Origin of the sequence: Gordonia liuliyuniae, from assembly GCF_021739025.1 — a bacterium.
Taxonomy (GTDB): domain Bacteria; phylum Actinomycetota; class Actinomycetes; order Mycobacteriales; family Mycobacteriaceae; genus Gordonia; species Gordonia liuliyuniae.
On record NZ_JAKKOT010000005.1, the window covers coordinates 298,211 to 314,484 of the forward strand.

Here is a 16,274-nt window from a genome sequence, read left to right on the forward strand (position 1 = left end):
GATCGGTCCGCCCGCGTGCACTCGTCTGTCGCGTCCTCGCGTGCGTCCTCGTCCTTGCGTGCGTGCTTGTTCTTGCATGCGTCCCGGTCCTGCTTCCGTTCGGGGCGACGGCCATGTCCGCACCCCAAACTGCGTCCGCACCCCACACTGCCGCACCCCGAACTTCCTACGACTGGCCGTTGGCGCCGCGACCGGCGGTCGTTCGTCCGTTCGACCCGCCGGAGAAGCGATGGCAGCCCGGTCATCGCGGCGTCGACCTGGCCGCTGCACCGGACGCGCCGGTACTGGCCGCACGGGCCGGCACTGTGCACTTCGCGGGTGTGGTCGCCGGGAAGCCGACAGTGTCGATCCGACATGCCGACGGGATCGTGACGACGTATGAGCCGGTCGTCGCACGGGTACGGCGCGGCGAGCATATCGGGCGCGGTCAGGTGATCGGTGTGCTCGCCGTCGGCCACGCGGGATGTCGGGCGGCGGCCTGCCTGCACTGGGGTGCTCGACAAGGAAGCGGCCGTGACGCCGTGTATCTGAATCCGCTCGGGCTTCTCGGGGTGCTGCGGGTGCGGTTGAAGCCGCTCATGCCCGAGGATGTGCCTGGTCGTGGACCGCTCGCAGTCGCTCGACGCTGACGTGCGTATAGAGCTGCGTCGTCGACAACGACGAATGCCCGAGCAACTCCTGGACCACGCGCAGGTCGGCGCCGCCCTCGAGCAGATGGGTGGCGGCGCTGTGGCGCAACCCGTGCGGGCCGATGGAGCCCCCGTTGCCGTCGTCGGTGGCTCGATGCACGACGGTGCGCGCCATTCGCTGGTCGAGGCGGCCGCCCTTGACTCCGAGGAGCAGCGCGTCCCCCGACGTTGCCGTCGCCAGCGCCGGACGGCCCAGTCGGAGCCAGTCGGTGAGCGCTGTCTGCGCCGGCCCGCCGTACGGGGCCGACCGCTGCTTATCGCCTTTGCCGATCACGCGCAGCACGCGTCGGTCGGGATCGACGTCGCCCAGGTCGAGCCCGCACAGTTCACCGACGCGGATCCCGCATGAGTAGAGCAGTTCGACGATCAGCCGATCGCGGAGCGCGACGGGGTCGGCCGGATCGGCGGGCGCCGCGGCGTCGACCGCCTCGGCGGCGGCCTCGGGGTCGAGGACATGCGGCAGGACGCGGTGGGCCTTCGGCGCCTGCAGTCGTCCGGCGACATTGGTCGCGACGAGGCCTTCGCGCTGAGCCCAGGCGAAGAACGTCTTCGCCGACGACACCTCGCGGGCGACCGATGAGCGGGCGGCGCCGCGTCGGGTGTGCTCGGCGAGCCATGCGCGCAGCAGTGCGAGATCGATGTCGGCGAGTTCGACGCCGCGCGCGCCCGCGAAGGCGATCATGCCTCGCACGTCGCCGACGTACGCGCGCACCGTGTGGTCACTGCGCGCCTTCTCGTAGCGCAGGTGATCGGCGAATGCGCCCAGGACGTCGGCCATGGTGTTCAGGGTAGGACAGTCGGTCCAGCGGTAGCGGTAAGACGGGCAGGGCTCAAGCTTTGGACCACGCGGCTTCGTCGGCGTCGTTCACCGCACGCTGGTCGGCTTTCCACTTGCGGAAGCCGTCCTCGGTGCGGCCGCGCCGCCAGTAGCCGGAGATCGACCCGGCGCGCGCCTTGCTGACGCCTCGCTCCTTCCGGATGTACGGACGGAGGTTCTTCATCACGGCCTGCGCCTCGCCGTGGATGAACACCTGCGGTTCTCCGTCGAGCCACTCGGCCGCCTTGACGGCCGCGATGATCGGAGCGTTGTCTCCGGCGACGTCGTCGGGCGCATCGTCGGACCCGTATCCACGGTGCACCCAGGTGATCTCCGCGCCGGCCGGACCGTTCAGCTCGAGTTCGTCATCGGGCCCGGCGACCTCGACGAAGACCTTCGCCACGGCGTCGGCGGGCAGAGCTTCGACGGCAGCCGCGAGCGCGGGCAGCCCGGCCTCGTCGGCGACGAGCAGGTGCCACGGGGCATCCGGGTCCGGGCGGTATCCGCTGCCGGGGCCGAAGAATCCGATGGTCTCCCCCGGCTCCACGTGCGCGGCCCAGGGGCCCGCGATGCCCTCATCGCCGTGGACGACGAAGTCGATCGAGATCTCCCGCGCCGTCGGATCGTAGGTGCTCACGGTGTAGGTGCGCAGGACCGGTTCCTCCCGGTCGGGCTGCGCGAACTGGAGCTTGACGTACATGTCGGTGTCATCGGTCGCTTGAAAGTCGTCGAAGCCCGGCCCGCCGAGCCAGACCCGGCGCATATGCGTCGTCAGATCTTCGGTGCGCAGCACCGTCATCGTGTTCTGTCGCTTCGCCATTACGCAGCATCCCCTCTTAGGTAATCCTAATAACCGTACCCGATTCGTCGCCGAGCGGGCGGCCGGGCAGCGGGTGTACAACTGCATTCATGACTACCGGAGACGGCCGATGACTCGCGCACGAGTGATCGCTGCCGCGTGTGCTGTGGCCGCACTCGGCGGGGTCGCCACGGCGTGTTCGCCCGGCGGGGACACACCCGGCGGGGACACACCTGGCGGGGACACACCCGGCGGGGTCACCACCGAGCTCCGCTCGTCGACCGACCGCAGTCCCAGCGGGACCGTTCCGCGGCTGATGTTGGTGGTGCACAACGACTCCAATGCGGCGTGTTCGCTGCCCTCCCACGGCATCGGCAGCGCGATCGTCACGTCGGTGACACGCGACGGGGGCGACGTCGCGTCGACGTCCCGGCCCGTCCCCACATTCGCGCCGTCGATCGACGCGGTCCGGGCCGCCCTCACCCCGCTGCCGCCCGGCGAAGCGCTCGCCCTCGACATCCAGACGTCGACCGATCCGGCAGCGGTCGAGAGCCACCGGATCGACGGCGGCGGGACGCTGGTGCGGACGACGTGGCCGACCGGCGATCCAGGCGAGTACCGGGTGACCGCGGCGCTGGAGACGCCGCCGGCCGCGGCGCGCGACGATCGTCCGCCGCTCTGCGCGCCTACCGAGCGGGCGACCGCGACGTTCACCGTGGAGTGAGACCACGCGTGACCCCGGTCCCGGTCGCGTTCACGGGCTCACCTGCGCAGGCGCCACAGGCCGGATTCTTCGTCGACGAGGCCCGCGACGTCGAGGGCGGCGAGCGCACGGCGGACCGCGTCGACGGGGATGCCCGCACTGAATGAGATCTCGTCGATCGACAGCGACTCGCGGGCCGGCAACGCTTCGATCACGCGGAACTGGTCGGGCGGCAGTCCGTCGGTGTCGCGGATCGGCGCCGGACCTCGCGTGTCCTCGCCGTCGGGTACCACGAGGGACGCGACCCGGTCGACGTCGGCGACGAGCGTCGCCTGACCGTCCGCGATCATCGCGTGCGTACCGACCGACGTCGCCGAGGTGACCGCGCCGGGCACCGCACCGAGCGGGCGGCCCAGACGCGTCGCCCACGCCGCGGTGTTCGCCGCACCCGAGCGTCGACCCGCCTCGACGACGACCGTCGCCCCCGACAGTGCGGCGACGAGCCGATTCCGGGTGAGGAAGCGATGCTTGGCCGCCGTCGTGCCGGGAGCGTATTCGGAGACGACCAGACCGCGCGCGGCGATCTCGTGCAGGAGCCGGGCGTGCCCGGTCGGATAGTCGCGGTCGATGCCGCACGCCAGCACCGCGACCGTGAGACCGCCTGCCGCCAATGATCCGCGGTGGGCGGCGCCGTCGATCCCGTACGCACCGCCGGACACGACCGCCCGACCGTGTGCGGCCAAGCCGGAGGCGAAATGTCCCGCCACGTATTCGCCATACGACGATGCCGCCCGCGAACCCACGAGTGCGACGGCTGCGTCGCCCAACGACGACAGGGCACCCGGCCCACGCACCCACAGGGCGAGCGGCCCACCGCCGCGCGCTGCCGTCGATGCGCGATCGAGGACCGACAGCGACCAGCCGGGCCACTCGTCGTCGCCGGGTGTGACGAGCCGTGCGCCGACCCGATCCGCCGTGTCGAGGTCGGCGACAGACGTGTCGGTCGCATGTCGTGCTTCGGTCGCGGCGAGTGCCGCGAGGTGACCTGCCGGAGCCTTACGGTCGCGCACCGCCGCGGCGGCGGCGACCGCTCCGATCGCCGACACGAGCGCGATCACGGACGCGGACGGCGGCTCGGCGACGGCGGCGAGGTAGGCCCACGCCCGGCGTTCGGCGTCGTTCATGTCGGTCATCTGCCTGTCCCCCGGTCCCGATACATCAATGCTTGGGTGACGTCGTCGACGTCCGGTCGTTGCGTGCCGCGCAGATCGGCGAGCGTCCACGCGAGCCGGAGCGCCCGATCGGCGCCGCGTGCGGTGATCCTCCCCTGCCCCAGGAACGATTCGATGGGCCGCATCGCGTCGGCCGCGAGCCGATACCGCCGTCGCAGTTCGCTGCCCGGCACCTCGGCGTTCGTCAGCCAGCCGTGCTCGCGCCACCGTTCCTGTGCGGCGGCCCGCGCCTGCGCGACTCGCGCGCCGACGACGTCGGTCGGCTCCCCCTGCTCGGTCATCAACGCGCTGTTCCCGGGCGGCTCCATCTGCACGCGGATGTCGACCCGGTCCATCAACGGCCCGGACAGCTTGCCGAGGTACCGACGTCGGACGATGGAGGTGCACACGCAGTCGACGTCGTTGACCGGTGCGCACGGGCAGGGGTTCGCCGCGAGAATCAGTTGAAAGCGGGCCGGATACGACGCGGTGCCGTCGCGCCGCGACACACGCACGACCCCGTCTTCGAGGGGCTGGCGCAGTGCGTCGAGGACCTTCGCCCCCATCTCGGCACACTCGTCGAGGAACAGGACGCCGCGATGCGCCCGGGACACGGCTCCGGGTTTGGCCAGGCCGGTCCCGCCGCCGAGGAGCGAGGTGATGCTGGCGCTGTGGTGCGGCGCGATGAACGGCGGAGTCTCGATCAGCGGACGGTGGGCGGGCAACGTCCCGGCGACCGAGTGGATCGCCGTCACTTCGAGGGATTCCTCATGGCCCAGCGGCGGGAGGATGCCTGGCAGCCGGCACGCGAGCATCGTCTTCCCGATGCCCGGTGGGCCCGTCATGAGGACATGGTGTGCGCCGGCCGCGGCCACTTCGAGCGCGTGTCGGGCCGCGGGCTGGCCGACGACGTCGGTCATGTCCGGGATCGGCGTCGACGCGGGCGCCTCGCCGGTGTCCGACACGGTGTCGAGCACGCGGTCACCGGCAAGCCACGCGACGACGTCCGACAGGGAGTCGGCTCCACCGATGTCGAGTCCGTCGACGAGCGCCGCCTCCCGGACGTTCCCGATCGGGACGACGGCGCGCCGGAATCCGGCGTCGCGCGCGCCGAGGAGCAGCGGCAGGACGCCGCGTACCGGGCGGACGCGTCCGTCGAGCGCCAACTCGCCGATCAGCACGGTCTCGCCGAGGAGTGGGGTCTGCGCCTGCCCGGTGGCGATCAGGACCGAGATCGCCATCGGCAGGTCGAACCCGGCTCCGGACTTGGGCAGGTTCGCCGGGGCGAGGGCGACGACGATCTTCTTCTCGGGGAACTTCGCACCGCTGTTGCCGATCGCGGCGCGCACCCGGTCCTTCGCTTCGCGGAGCGAGGTGTCGGCGCTGCCGCTGACGGTGAAGCCGGGTAGCCCGTTGCTGATGTTGGCTTGGATCTCGATGACGTCCGCGGCGAACGCGTTGAGTCCGACCGAGTGAACGCGCCCCAGCCCGCTCATGGCCGCCGCCTCATTCGACGACGCCGGTGTGGTGGGCCAGCGTCGCCCGTTCGAGGTCCTCAGGATCGGCGATGTCAAGTTGAATCGACACGATGTCGAAACGGATGATCGGCCAATACCGTTCCTGTTCGGCCAACCACTGCCGGGCGACGAGGCGCATCGTCCGCAACTTGTGCGGGGTGACCGCGGCGACCGGGTCACCGAACGTCCGACTCGCGCGTGTCTTGACCTCGACGATCACCAGTGTGTCGCCGATCGCGGCGATCAGATCGAGTTCGCCGTACCGGGTCCGCCAGTTCCGTGCCAGGATCTCCCACCCGAGACCGGCGAGATGCTCGGCGGCCACGTCTTCGCCGAGTCGACCGATTTGTCTGCGCCGGTCCGGGCGCTTCGTCTTGTCCCCCATGCGCAGACAATGGCCGACGACTCCGACCAGCGGAAGACGATTCCCGACGAAAACGTCAATCTGTGGACAACGTGGAAGTCATCCACAGATTCACCTGGGCAGAATGGCTCCCGACCCTGCGGCATCAACCCCGCAGCATCAACCCCGCAGCGTCACGGCGCGTCGGGAAGACGCAGCTCTGCCCGTTCGAGTTCTTCGACGTTGACGTCCTTGAACGTCACCACGCGCACCTGCTTGACGAAGCGGGCCGGTCGGTACATGTCCCACACCCACGCGTCGGTCATGTGGATCTCGAAATACACTTCACCGTCGTTGCTGCGCGGGATGAGGTCGACGCCGTTCGCGAGGTAGAAACGACGCTCGGTCTCCACCACGTAGGTGAACTGACCGACGATGTCCTTGTACTCCTTGTACAGCGACAGCTCCATCTCGGCTTCGTACTTCTCGAGATCTTCAGCGCTCATCATGCAAGCCTATCGCGGACGTTCCGGTACGAGAGTCGGTGCTCGCCCGACGGCCCGAGCGCGTCGAGTCGAGCCATATGGGTGGCCGTGCTGTACCCCTTGTGAACTGCGAAGTCGTAGCCGGGGACGGCCTCGTCGAGAGCGACCATGATGCGGTCGCGGGTCACCTTGGCAAGCACCGACGCCGCGGCGATACAGGCGGCGTTCGCGTCGCCGCCGATCACCGGCAACGACGGCGCGGGCAGTCCGGGGACCTGGAATCCGTCGGACAGGACGTAGCCAGGGCGCACGTCCAGTCCTGCGACGGCGCGACGCATCCCTTCGATGTTGGCGACGTGCACGCCGATCCGATCGACTTCGGCGGCGGGCACCACCACGACGCTGTAGCTGACGGCGTGCCGCTGCACGGCGTCGTACAACCGTTCCCGGGTGGCCTCGGACAGCCGCTTGGAGTCGTCGAGGTCGGCGAGGGACTTCAGTTGCGTCGACCCGAGCACGCACGCCGCGACGACGAGGGGGCCTGCGCACGCCCCGCGCCCCGCCTCGTCGACGCCCGCCACCGGTCCCAGCCGGTGTCGGGCCAACGTGAACTCCAGGGTGCGCAGCGACGCCGCTTTACGGACCGGCGAACGCGGCGGCCAACGCTCAGTAGAGGTCATCGTGCATCAAGTCTCTCGGCCGATCAGCCCTGCGGGTCGTGGTCGCCGACACCACCGATCCGCGAGAACGGGTACATGACGAAACGAACCTTGCCGCGAATATCCGAGATCGGGACGGTGCCGTGGTATTGGTCGCCCTGATGCGCCCGGGAGTCGGCAGAGTTCGACCGATTGTCGCCCATCACCCAGACGTTCCCGTCCGGCACCGTGAGGCCGAAGTCTTTGCCGTAGCACGACCCCTTGCCGAGGACGCCGTCCGTCGCTGCGCTCGTGTCGACCTGGAGGTCTTTGTCGATGTACGGCTCGTCGAGCGGTTTCCCGTCCACGGTGACGCCCTTGCCGTCCGCGTTGTGGCACTCGACTCTCTGGCCGCCGGTCGCGATCACTCGCTTGACGAGGTTGTTCTCGTCGGGCGGCTGCAACGCGAACCAGGACAGCACGTCCTGGACTTTGTGGACGACGGCGTTCGACGATCGAGGCGACTGCCACACGTCGTCCCACGATTCGGACGGAGCCTTGAACACGATCACGTCGCCGGGTTCGGGGTCGCTGAACCGGTAGACCATTTTGTCGATCACGATGCGGTCGTTGGTGCAGCCTGCGCAACCGTGGAGCGTCGACTCCATCGACTCGGACGGCACCACGTACTGCCGGAAGAAGAACTGGGTGAACACGAACATCAGCGCGAGGACGATCGCGACGACGATCGCGACCTCTTTTACAAGCCGCGACCAACCCGAGCGCTTCTCGTCGCCGTCTGTCGTGTCGCTGCCTGTCGCGTCGCCCGAGCCGTCTCTGATGACGAACTTCGGCTCGTCGTCGGTGCTGTCATTCACTCGAACAGCGTAGCGACTGTACCTGTGAGAACCAGAACGCAGTCCGCAGTACCGCGTAGCTCAGGACCAAGAGAAGAGGCCCCGGCCGCTGCAGGTGCAGCGGTCGGGGCCCCACGAGGCGCTATGAGGTCAGCGCTTCTCCTTGATCTTGGCAGCCTTGCCGCGCAGGTCGCGCAGGTAGTACAGCTTGGCGCGCCGGACGTCGCCACGGGTGAGGACGTCGATCTTGGCGATGTTCGGGCTGTGCACCGGGAAGGTACGCTCGACGCCGACGCCGAACGAGACCTTGCGGACGGTGAAGGTCTCACGCACGCCGCCGCCCTGGCGGCGAATCACGACGCCCTTGAAGACCTGGACGCGCTCCTTGCTGCCCTCGATGACCTTGACGTGCACGTCAAGGGTGTCGCCTGCGGCGAAGTCGGGGACGTCGTCGCGCAGCGACTGCTTGTCGAGGAAGTCGAGGGTGTTCATGTCTGATCCGTTTCGTTCGGCTGGACAGAGGAACCTGGCGGCCCGCGGAAAGCGGGTTCGACCGGTTCGTGCCCGAATCATTGGTCTTCGTGCACTGTGGACCGGCAGGTCGGCACAGGCAACCTGAAACATTCTGCCAGACGATCGCACCGAGACGAAATCGGTGCGGCGCCTGGTCACAACGTCGGATCGAGTCGCTGGTCGACGTCGACGTCCGCGACGACGCCCAGGTCGTCGCCCGACTCGTCGTCCGGGTCTGCGATCGAGGCGACCGGCGGTGGCAGGAGCGCCGGTGTGACGAGCGGTGCCGTACCCAAGAGCAGTTCGCCCTCCCGCGTCGACCGCAGATAGTCCGCGGTCGTGTGGTCGTCGTCGTCTTTGCGGCGGACGGCACCGGGCCCCATCGCCGGGCTCGCGCTCGACGTCCTCGCCGCTGCCGCGGCGCCGGCCGACGCCGACTGTCCCGATAATGACCGCCCCGATAATGACTGTCCGGTCGACGTCTGCCCCGACAGTGACGTTCCCGGCACACCGGGTGAGCGCATCGACGACGTCGGGCTACCGCCCGTGACCGGGACGCCCGAGACCCCGGGAGCCAGGAGCCACGGCCCGAGCGGCGATGTCGACGTCAGGTCTCCGGCGATGCTCGTCACTGTCGGCGTCACGACGACGGGACCGCTCGGCGACGGCCCGGAGCCCGCAGGGTCGAAGTCGGGTCGACCGGAACCTGTGGTGGTACTCATGGCCGGCGCCCCGGCAGCCCGAGCCGCGCCGGCGGAGTTCACTGACTCGCGGGGCGATCCGGCCTGCTCTCCTGTCATCGTGCCGTCCGTGACGCCGGACGGCATCGATCCCGGGCCGCCCGCCGCGAGGTCCGCGCGCGATGCCGTGTCTGCGGTGTCGGCGACTCCGGGAGACCACGCGGAGCCGATCGCCCCCGACTCGGCCGACACTCCGGATGTCCCGGCCGCGGTCCAGTTCGAGACCTCACTTTCCGGAACGACGACCCCGGACGTGCTCGACGACATCGGCACGTTGTAGGCGCCAGTCATCAGCCCTTGCAGGGCCGACTCGAGCGCGATCCGCGTCTCGGGCATCATCTCGACACTCGTGAGCCCGGCAATGCGTTCACGGTGGCTGATGCTGGCGGCGAGCGCAGTTGACGCGTTGTCCAGAGCATTCGCACCGGTCTGCAGGCCTGCCACCGACGTGTCGACGAGCGAGGCGAGCGCGGTACCTCTCACCGTCGACGCGTCAGCGGATGCTCCCGCCAGCACATCGCTCTCCGCGAAAACCGACGTCAGTCGTGCGGCGACCGTCTGCGCTGCCGCCACGATGCGTCGGATCTCGGCCGCATCGGCGGACGCCGCGCCTGCGTCCATGGAGTCGATGCGTGCGAGGGTTGTTTCGATGTCGCTCCAGACGGTGCCCACATCAGGTCAGACGCGCCGCGCCGCCGCCCGGTTCCGCGACACGCCGGGAACGTGCTCGTCGGCCGGGCCCTAGTGTCGCGTGTCGATAATTCCTCGACGGTTGGTGGTGTTCCGCTGTGCAGCTGGCAAGGCGGAGGAGGAAGGGATACCGGTAGGTATCGCGACCGACGACAACGCCGCCAGATGTGCAGCGGGGCGCTGCCAACCATTAAGGAATTAGCGATACGAGGCACTAGTCGTCGGGCAGCAGGTCCGGGCGACGGTCCCGGGTGCGTTCGAGCGACTGCTCGTGCCGCCACTGCGCGACCTTGCCGTGGTCGCCGGACAGCAGAACCGGCGGGACCTCGAGGTCGCGCCACATTTTCGGACGCGTGTAACTGGGCCCTTCGAGGAGCCCGTCGGAGAATGAATCGTCTTGGTGCGACTGGGGATTGCCAATCACGCCGGGGATCAGACGGGTGGTGGCCTCGACCATTGCGAGCACCGCGACCTCCCCGCCGATGAGGACGAAGTCGCCGAGCGAGACCTCCTCGACGCGGACGCGGCGCGCGGCGTCGTCGAAGACGCGCTGATCGATGCCCTCGTACCGGCCGCACGCGAAGACCAGATGGGCTTCGATGCTCCACCGCTGCGCGGTGGCCTGGGTGAATGGCCGTCCCGCCGGCGTCGGAACCACCAGCAGCGCGTCATCCGGGCAGACGGCGTCGAGGGCTTCACCCCACACTTGCGGTTTCATCACCATGCCCGGCCCGCCGCCGTACGGGGCGTCGTCGACGCTGTGGTGGACGTCGTAGGTCCACTGCCGCAGGTCGTGGACACCGAACTCGAGGAGCCCCGCGTCGACCGCCTTGCCGAGCAGGGCGGCCTTCAGCGGTTCGAGATACTCACTGAAGATCGTGACGACGTCGATCCGCACGCCGGTCAGTCTCGTTCCGAGACGGCCGCGTCGAGGTCGATGAGACCTTCGGGCGGGTCGATCTCGATGCGTTCGCGCGTCACGGTCGGCACCATGTCTCGCACGAACGGCACCAGGACTTCGCGTCCGTCGTCGGCCCGGACGGCGAGAACGTCGCCGCCGGGCAGATGCAGGATCGACGCGAGGACGCCGACATCGGCGCCGTCGACGGTCACGACCTGCGCGCCTTCGAGTTCGTGGTCGTAGAACTCGTCCGGGTCGTCTCCGGAGTCGACGTCCGACGCGTCGACGATGAACAGGGTGCCACGCAGAGCGTCCGCGGCGCTCCGATCGGCGACGCCCTGCAACGACAGCAACAGCCGCCCGGAGTGGTTCCGGGCGGCTGTCACTGTGTATTCGGTCGTATCCGCGCCCTTCGGTGCGCGCCCGGTCAGGCGTGCACCGACGGCGAATCGCGTCTGCGGATCGTCGGTGCGGACATCAACGACGAGTTCTCCGCGGACGCCGTGCGTCTTGACGACGCGACCGACAACGAGATCCATCGAAACGAACTCGTCAGCGGTCGGTGTCGACGATGTCGACGCGCATCCCGCGGCCGCCGATACCGGTGACCAGGGTGCGCAGCGCGGTCGCGGTGCGGCCGTTACGACCGATCACCTTGCCGAGATCCTCGGGGCTCACGTGGACCTCGACCATCCGGCCGCGACGGCCGGTGATCAGGTCGACGCGCACGTCGTCGGGGTTCGAGACGATCCCGCGGACCAGGTGCTCTACTGCGTCAGCGACGACAGTGCTCACGCCTGTGCCTTGTCCTCGCCGGCTGCCGGAGCCTCGGTGGCGGCCTCGTCGGCCTTCTCGTCGGCCTTCTTGGTCTTCTTCTTCGCGGTGGTGGCTGCGGCGGCGGGCTCGCTCTCGGCGGCGGCGAGCGCAGCGTTGAACAGGTCCAGCTTGGAGGTCTTCTCGGGAGCGGTCTTCAGGGTGCCCTCGGCGCCCGGGAGGCCCTTGTGCTTCTGCCAGTCGCCGGTCACCTTGAGGATGGCGGCGACGGGCTCGGTCGGCTGTGCGCCGACACCCAGCCAGTATTGAGCGCGCTCCGAGTCGACCTCGATCAGCGACGGCTCTTCCTTCGGGTGGTACTTGCCGATGGTCTCGATGACGCGGCCGTTGCGGCGGGTGCGCGCGTCGGCGACGACGATGCGGTACTGGGGGTTGCGAATCTTACCCAGGCGGGTGAGCTTAATCTTGACAGCCATGTGGCGTCTCCTTGTGTCACAGCGCAATTCAGCGACCCGACGATTGTCGACGAGCCCGGTTTTGCGATCTCTTACGGGGTGACCGTCGGTCGGCCGTGGCCGGCTCCGACGAACCAGCGTCTGATTCTGCCAGAGTGGGGCGCGTTGCCCAAACCGAACGGGCGTCAGCGTCCTGGTCACCGGCGCGAATCCTGCCTCGCCTGCCGGTGCCGGTACCGTGGCAGCGAACCTCGGGCACTGCAAACCGAAAGCGCCCAGCGACGACCGGAGATCTACGAGCCCATGCTGCACGCCTTGTCGTTCGCATTCGTCGACTCGATCAATGTTCTTCTCATCGGCGTCCTCGTCGCGCTCGCAATCATCGCCGCCCCTGGCAAGTACCGCCAGATCTCGCCACTGCTGTTGCTCGGCGACTGGCTCGGCGTCCTCGTGCTGGCGCTGTTGGTCCTGCTGCTGTTCGACGGCCTGCAGTCACTGGTCGACGCGGTGATCTCGTCGCCGCTGTTCGGCATCCTGCTGATCTTGACGGCCGTGTTGACGGCCGTCCTGACGTGGCGTGGAGGCGACTCGTCTGACCTCGTCGACCGGATCCTCGCGCCGCTGCGCGCCCCGTCCGCGTTGACGGTGCTCGTCGGATTCGTTCTCGGCGTCGTCCAGTCGGCAACATCGGTCCCGTTCTACGCGGGGCTCGCGGTGCTCTCGGCGAGCGATATCGACCCGCTGCACCGCTACCTGGGTCTGTTCCTGTACGCGACGGTCGCGATGATTCTTCCGTTGCTCGCCGGACTCGCCCTGGTCGCCGTCCGCGCCCGCCCGCACTCCTGGATCGGGCGCTTGTTCGCCCGCGCACGCCAGAACCAGGCTCAGGTCACCCGGTGGGCGGGCTGGCTCGTCACCGTCCTGTTGCTGGCGATCGGCATCCTCCAGATCGTCTCCTGAACGAGCCGGTCCCCGCCTCTTCGACCCCTGTTCCTGCTCTTCGACCCCTGTTCCTGCGCTTACCCCACCTTCTCCCCCGAGCACACGATGTGCACGGGGCGGCGGAGTGTCGACAGATCCTGCGTCGGATCGGCGTCGAGGACGAGGAAGTCGGCGCGGGCACCGTCGGCGATGCCTGCGACGCCCAGCCAGTCACGTGGTCGTGTGGACGCCGCCTCGACCGCGTCCGATGCCGAGAAGCCGATCGCGGCCAGTGATTCGATCTCGTCGACGATGCGGCCGTGCTCGATGGTGCCGCCCGCATCGGTTCCGGCGTAGATCCGCACACCGGCCTCCCGGGCCTTGCCAACCACGTCCCGGCCGCGCGCGTACAGCGACCGCATGTTGGCCTGGTAGACGGGATACTTGTCGGCGCCGTCGGCGATGCTCGGGAACGTGTCGAGTTGGATCAGCGTGGGCACCAGGGCGATGTCGCGTCGCACCATCTCGTCGATGAGGTCTTCGTCGAGACCGGACCCATGCTCGATGGAGTCGAAGCCTGCGCCGACGATGTCGGGCAGGGCGTCCGAGCCGAAGACGTGCGCGGTGATGCGCGCCCCGTTCTCGTGCGCGGCGACCACGGCCGCATCGAGTTGTTCGCGTGTCCACAGCGGAGCCAAGTCACCGACGCTGCGGTCGATCCAGTCGCCGACCAGTTTGACCCAGCCGTCGCCCGCCTTCGCCTGCGTCGCCACCTCGTCGGCGAGAGAGTCGGGGTCGTCGAGTTCGACGCCGTAGTCGCGCAGGTACCGTTTCGGCCGTGCGATGTGCTTGCCCGCCCGCAGGAACTGCGGGCACAGCGGATCGTCGTCGAGCGGGTGGGTGTCGACAGGCGAGCCGACCTCACGGATCAGCAGCGTCCCCGCGCGCACATCCTGATAGGCCAGTCCGCGCGCCTGCTCGGTGGTGACGCCGAGCCCGGGCGCGATCCCCACATGATTGTGAGCGTCGACGAGGCCGGGGACGATCCAGCCGCCGTCGACAGCGGTCTCCGCGTCGGCGACCTCGTCGAACGAGATGACGCCGTCGGCCACCCAGAATGCGAGCGGCTCCCCGGTGAACGGATCGGTTCCTGCGAAACGCTGCGCCACCACGACGACGACTCCTACTTCTTCGGGAACTTCAGGCTGTTCAAGTCGATGCCGTCGAGGCCGGGCGGAAGCTGATCGAGGCCGGGCGGCATGTCCGAGAGGTCCATGCCCGGCGGCAGGCCCATCCCGGGAGGCATGCCCGGGAATCCGCCGCCACGCATGCCCTTCGGCGGCGTCGGCCCGCGGTTCTTCCCTTTGCCCTTCTTCCCCTTCTTGCCTTTCCGGTTGGTCTTGCGCTGGTTGCCGCCCATGCCCATCCGACCGGACATCTGCGACATCATCTTTCGGGCCGCGAAGAATCGGTCGACGAGTTGGTTGATGTCGGTGACGGTGACACCGGACCCCTTGGCGATGCGGATGCGGCGGGAGGCGTTGATGATCTTCGGGTTGTCTCGCTCCTCCGGCGTCATACCGCGGATGATCGCCTGGATCTTGTCGAGCTGCTTGTCGTCGACTTGCGACAACGCGTCCTTCATGTCGCCCGCGCCGGGCAGCATGCCGAGGAGATTGCCGATCGGCCCCATCTTGCGGATCATCAGCATCTGCTGCAGGAAGTCGTCCAGTGTGAGTTCGCCCTGGCTGATCTTCTCCGCGGTGCGCTGCGCCTCGGCCTCGTCGAAGTGCTGTTCGGCCTGCTCGATGAGCGACAGGACGTCACCCATGCCGAGGATGCGGCTGGCCATGCGGTCGGGGTGGAAGACGTCGAAGTCTTCGAGCTTCTCGCCGGTCGACGCGAACATGATCGGACGCCCGGTGATCTCGCGGACCGACAGCGCCGCGCCGCCGCGAGCGTCGCCGTCGAGTTTCGTCAGGACCACACCGGTGAAGTCGACGCCTTCGGCGAACGCCTGCGCCGTCGCGACCGCGTCCTGACCGATCATCGCGTCGAGGACGAACAGCACCTCGTCGGGGTTCGTCGCGTCGCGGATGTCGGACGCCTGCTTCATCAGCTCGGCGTCGATGCCCAGACGGCCCGCGGTGTCGATGATGACGACGTCGTAGTGGCGGGCTCGCGCCTCGTCGAGACCGGCCTGCGCCACCGCGACTGCGGCCTGTGATCCGTCGACGCCGAGGTCGCCTTCGCCGCCGACCGAGGTGCCTGCGTGCGGCGCGAACACGGGGACGTCTGCGCGCTCACCGACGATCTGCAACTGCTGGACGGCGCCGGGACGCTGCAGGTCACACGCCACGAGAAGCGGGGTGTGCCCCTGGTCGGCCAGCCAGTGCGAGAGCTTGCCGGCGAGCGTCGTCTTACCGGCGCCCTGCAGACCGGCGAGCATGATGACCGTCGGCGGCGTCTTCGCCAACTGGACGCGGCGGGTCTCGCCGCCGAGGATTCCGACGAGTTCCTCGTTGACGATCTTGACGATCTGCTGTGCGGGGTTCAGCGCCGCGGAGACCTCGGAGCCTTTCGCTCGCTCTTTGATCCGGCCGATGAATGCTCGGACGACGGGTAGCGAGACGTCGGCTTCGAGCAGCGCGAGCCGGATCTCCCGGGCGGTCGCATCGATGTCTGCGTCGGTCAGTCGACCTTTGCCGCGCAGGTCCTTCAGCGCACCGGTCAACCGGTCAGAGAGGGATTCGAACATTCCTCCATCTTTCCATGCGTGGAGCGTTCGGTGGCGAGCGGATCACCCGGCGGTGACCATCCGGCCGAACGCGTAGGCCGCCCACCCGATCACGGCGAGCACCACCACCGGGTGCTTGACCGCCCGACGTAGCGCGACCGGTCCGTCGCCTCGGACGCGGCGGACCACCATCACGACAGCAGACAGCACGGCGAGGGCGACGACGACGGGACCGAACGCGTGCGCGGCGAACGCCGACGGGAGGTCACCGTGCATCGTGTAGACGAAGGCGCGCGTCAGACCGCACCCGGGGCATGGGAGACCGGTGAGACGGCGGAACGGGCAGATCACCGGTCCGTCGTCGACGGCGGACACCGGAATGCACGCCGCCGCCACGACGGCGGCCGCACCGCCGGACGCCAGCATGGTCGACTCGGCGACATGCCCCGTCATGCGGTCGACCCCCGTCATGCGGTCAATCCCG

At 68.9% G+C, this 16,274-nt stretch carries 20 protein-coding genes; 3 read left to right on the forward strand and 17 right to left on the reverse strand.

Translation table 11 applies throughout. The features are described 5' to 3' along the window. The first annotated feature begins 113 nt into the window (after positions 1–113). On the forward strand, positions 114–629 hold the full coding sequence (locus L5G28_RS12225) for a M23 family metallopeptidase (protein WP_237001777.1): 516 nt from the start codon (positions 114–116) through the stop codon (positions 627–629). On the opposite strand, the gene L5G28_RS12230 is transcribed toward L5G28_RS12225, so the two are convergent. Then, entirely contained in the window at positions 577–1,467 is an 891-nt protein-coding gene (locus L5G28_RS12230) for a tyrosine recombinase XerC (protein WP_237001778.1), read from the reverse strand. The two genes, L5G28_RS12225 and L5G28_RS12230, sit on opposite strands and share 53 nt — an antisense overlap. 52 nt (positions 1,468–1,519) lie before the next feature. Then, the gene (locus L5G28_RS12235) at positions 1,520–2,326 is read right to left on the reverse strand and encodes a siderophore-interacting protein (protein WP_237001779.1); all 807 of its coding nucleotides are present in this window, start codon (positions 2,324–2,326) and stop codon (positions 1,520–1,522) included. A gap of 109 nt (positions 2,327–2,435) precedes the next feature. On the opposite strand from L5G28_RS12235, the gene L5G28_RS12240 reads away from it, so the two are divergent. Next, positions 2,436–3,029 (forward strand): hypothetical protein, encoded by a 594-nt coding sequence (locus tag L5G28_RS12240; RefSeq protein ID WP_237001780.1) that lies wholly within the window; start codon positions 2,436–2,438, stop codon positions 3,027–3,029. A gap of 38 nt (positions 3,030–3,067) precedes the next feature. Here the strand turns inward: L5G28_RS12240 and dprA are convergent, their stop codons facing one another. The 12 genes from dprA to rpsP all read right to left on the reverse strand — a co-directional run bounded on the left by dprA (position 3,068) and on the right by rpsP (position 12,153). Beyond that, on the reverse strand, positions 3,068–4,201 hold the full coding sequence (dprA, locus tag L5G28_RS12245) for a DNA-processing protein DprA (RefSeq protein ID WP_237001781.1): 1,134 nt from the start codon (positions 4,199–4,201) through the stop codon (positions 3,068–3,070). Further along, positions 4,198–5,715, reverse strand: coding sequence for a YifB family Mg chelatase-like AAA ATPase (locus L5G28_RS12250; RefSeq protein WP_237001782.1), 1,518 nt, complete (start codon positions 5,713–5,715; stop codon positions 4,198–4,200). Before L5G28_RS12250 ends, dprA begins: the two co-directional genes overlap by 4 nt. 10 nt (positions 5,716–5,725) lie before the next feature. Then, positions 5,726–6,121: a YraN family protein gene (locus L5G28_RS12255; protein ID WP_236997453.1), complete on the reverse strand. Its 396-nt coding sequence runs from the start codon at positions 6,119–6,121 to the stop codon at positions 5,726–5,728. A gap of 152 nt (positions 6,122–6,273) precedes the next feature. Then, on the reverse strand, positions 6,274–6,585 hold the full coding sequence (locus L5G28_RS12260) for a DUF2469 domain-containing protein (protein ID WP_236997454.1): 312 nt from the start codon (positions 6,583–6,585) through the stop codon (positions 6,274–6,276). Next, positions 6,585–7,244, reverse strand: coding sequence for a ribonuclease HII (locus L5G28_RS12265; protein ID WP_236997455.1), 660 nt, complete (start codon positions 7,242–7,244; stop codon positions 6,585–6,587). Before L5G28_RS12265 ends, L5G28_RS12260 begins: the two co-directional genes overlap by 1 nt. Before the next feature lie 23 nt (positions 7,245–7,267). After that, positions 7,268–8,080, reverse strand: coding sequence for a signal peptidase I (gene lepB, locus L5G28_RS12270; protein ID WP_372476870.1), 813 nt, complete (start codon positions 8,078–8,080; stop codon positions 7,268–7,270). A gap of 129 nt (positions 8,081–8,209) precedes the next feature. After that, a complete protein-coding gene (gene rplS, locus L5G28_RS12275) occupies positions 8,210–8,551 on the reverse strand; it encodes a 50S ribosomal protein L19 (RefSeq protein ID WP_236997456.1) in 342 nt (113 codons plus the stop codon). 176 nt (positions 8,552–8,727) lie between these two features. Next, complete coding sequence (locus tag L5G28_RS12280) at positions 8,728–9,984, reverse strand: hypothetical protein (RefSeq protein ID WP_237001783.1); 1,257 nt, start codon at positions 9,982–9,984, stop codon at positions 8,728–8,730. A gap of 232 nt (positions 9,985–10,216) precedes the next feature. Next, positions 10,217–10,900 (reverse strand): tRNA (guanosine(37)-N1)-methyltransferase TrmD, encoded by a 684-nt coding sequence (gene trmD / locus L5G28_RS12285; RefSeq protein WP_237001784.1) that lies wholly within the window; start codon positions 10,898–10,900, stop codon positions 10,217–10,219. A 5-nt stretch (positions 10,901–10,905) separates the two neighbouring features. After that, positions 10,906–11,442 carry a ribosome maturation factor RimM gene (gene rimM, locus L5G28_RS12290; protein ID WP_236997459.1) on the reverse strand — a complete coding sequence of 179 codons (537 nt, stop codon included), beginning with the start codon at positions 11,440–11,442 and terminating at the stop codon, positions 10,906–10,908. A 13-nt stretch (positions 11,443–11,455) separates the two neighbouring features. Continuing rightward, positions 11,456–11,698, reverse strand: coding sequence for an RNA-binding protein (locus tag L5G28_RS12295; protein ID WP_161896119.1), 243 nt, complete (start codon positions 11,696–11,698; stop codon positions 11,456–11,458). Next, positions 11,695–12,153: a 30S ribosomal protein S16 gene (gene rpsP, locus L5G28_RS12300; RefSeq protein WP_237001785.1), complete on the reverse strand. Its 459-nt coding sequence runs from the start codon at positions 12,151–12,153 to the stop codon at positions 11,695–11,697. Before rpsP ends, L5G28_RS12295 begins: the two co-directional genes overlap by 4 nt. A 282-nt stretch (positions 12,154–12,435) precedes the next feature. On the opposite strand from rpsP, the gene L5G28_RS12305 reads away from it, so the two are divergent. Next, a complete protein-coding gene (locus tag L5G28_RS12305) occupies positions 12,436–13,092 on the forward strand; it encodes a hypothetical protein (RefSeq protein ID WP_237001786.1) in 657 nt (218 codons plus the stop codon). 59 nt (positions 13,093–13,151) lie between these two features. Here the strand turns inward: L5G28_RS12305 and L5G28_RS12310 are convergent, their stop codons facing one another. From L5G28_RS12310 to L5G28_RS12320, 3 genes are read right to left on the reverse strand one after another with little or no spacing between them, the layout of a single operon-like run. Further along, positions 13,152–14,222: an amidohydrolase family protein gene (locus L5G28_RS12310; protein WP_237001941.1), complete on the reverse strand. Its 1,071-nt coding sequence runs from the start codon at positions 14,220–14,222 to the stop codon at positions 13,152–13,154. 14 nt (positions 14,223–14,236) lie between these two features. After that, on the reverse strand, positions 14,237–15,811 hold the full coding sequence (gene ffh, locus L5G28_RS12315) for a signal recognition particle protein (RefSeq protein WP_237001787.1): 1,575 nt from the start codon (positions 15,809–15,811) through the stop codon (positions 14,237–14,239). A 42-nt stretch (positions 15,812–15,853) separates the two neighbouring features. Beyond that, entirely contained in the window at positions 15,854–16,261 is a 408-nt protein-coding gene (locus tag L5G28_RS12320; protein ID WP_237001788.1) for a DUF2752 domain-containing protein, read from the reverse strand. Positions 16,262–16,274: the final 13 nt, after the last annotated feature.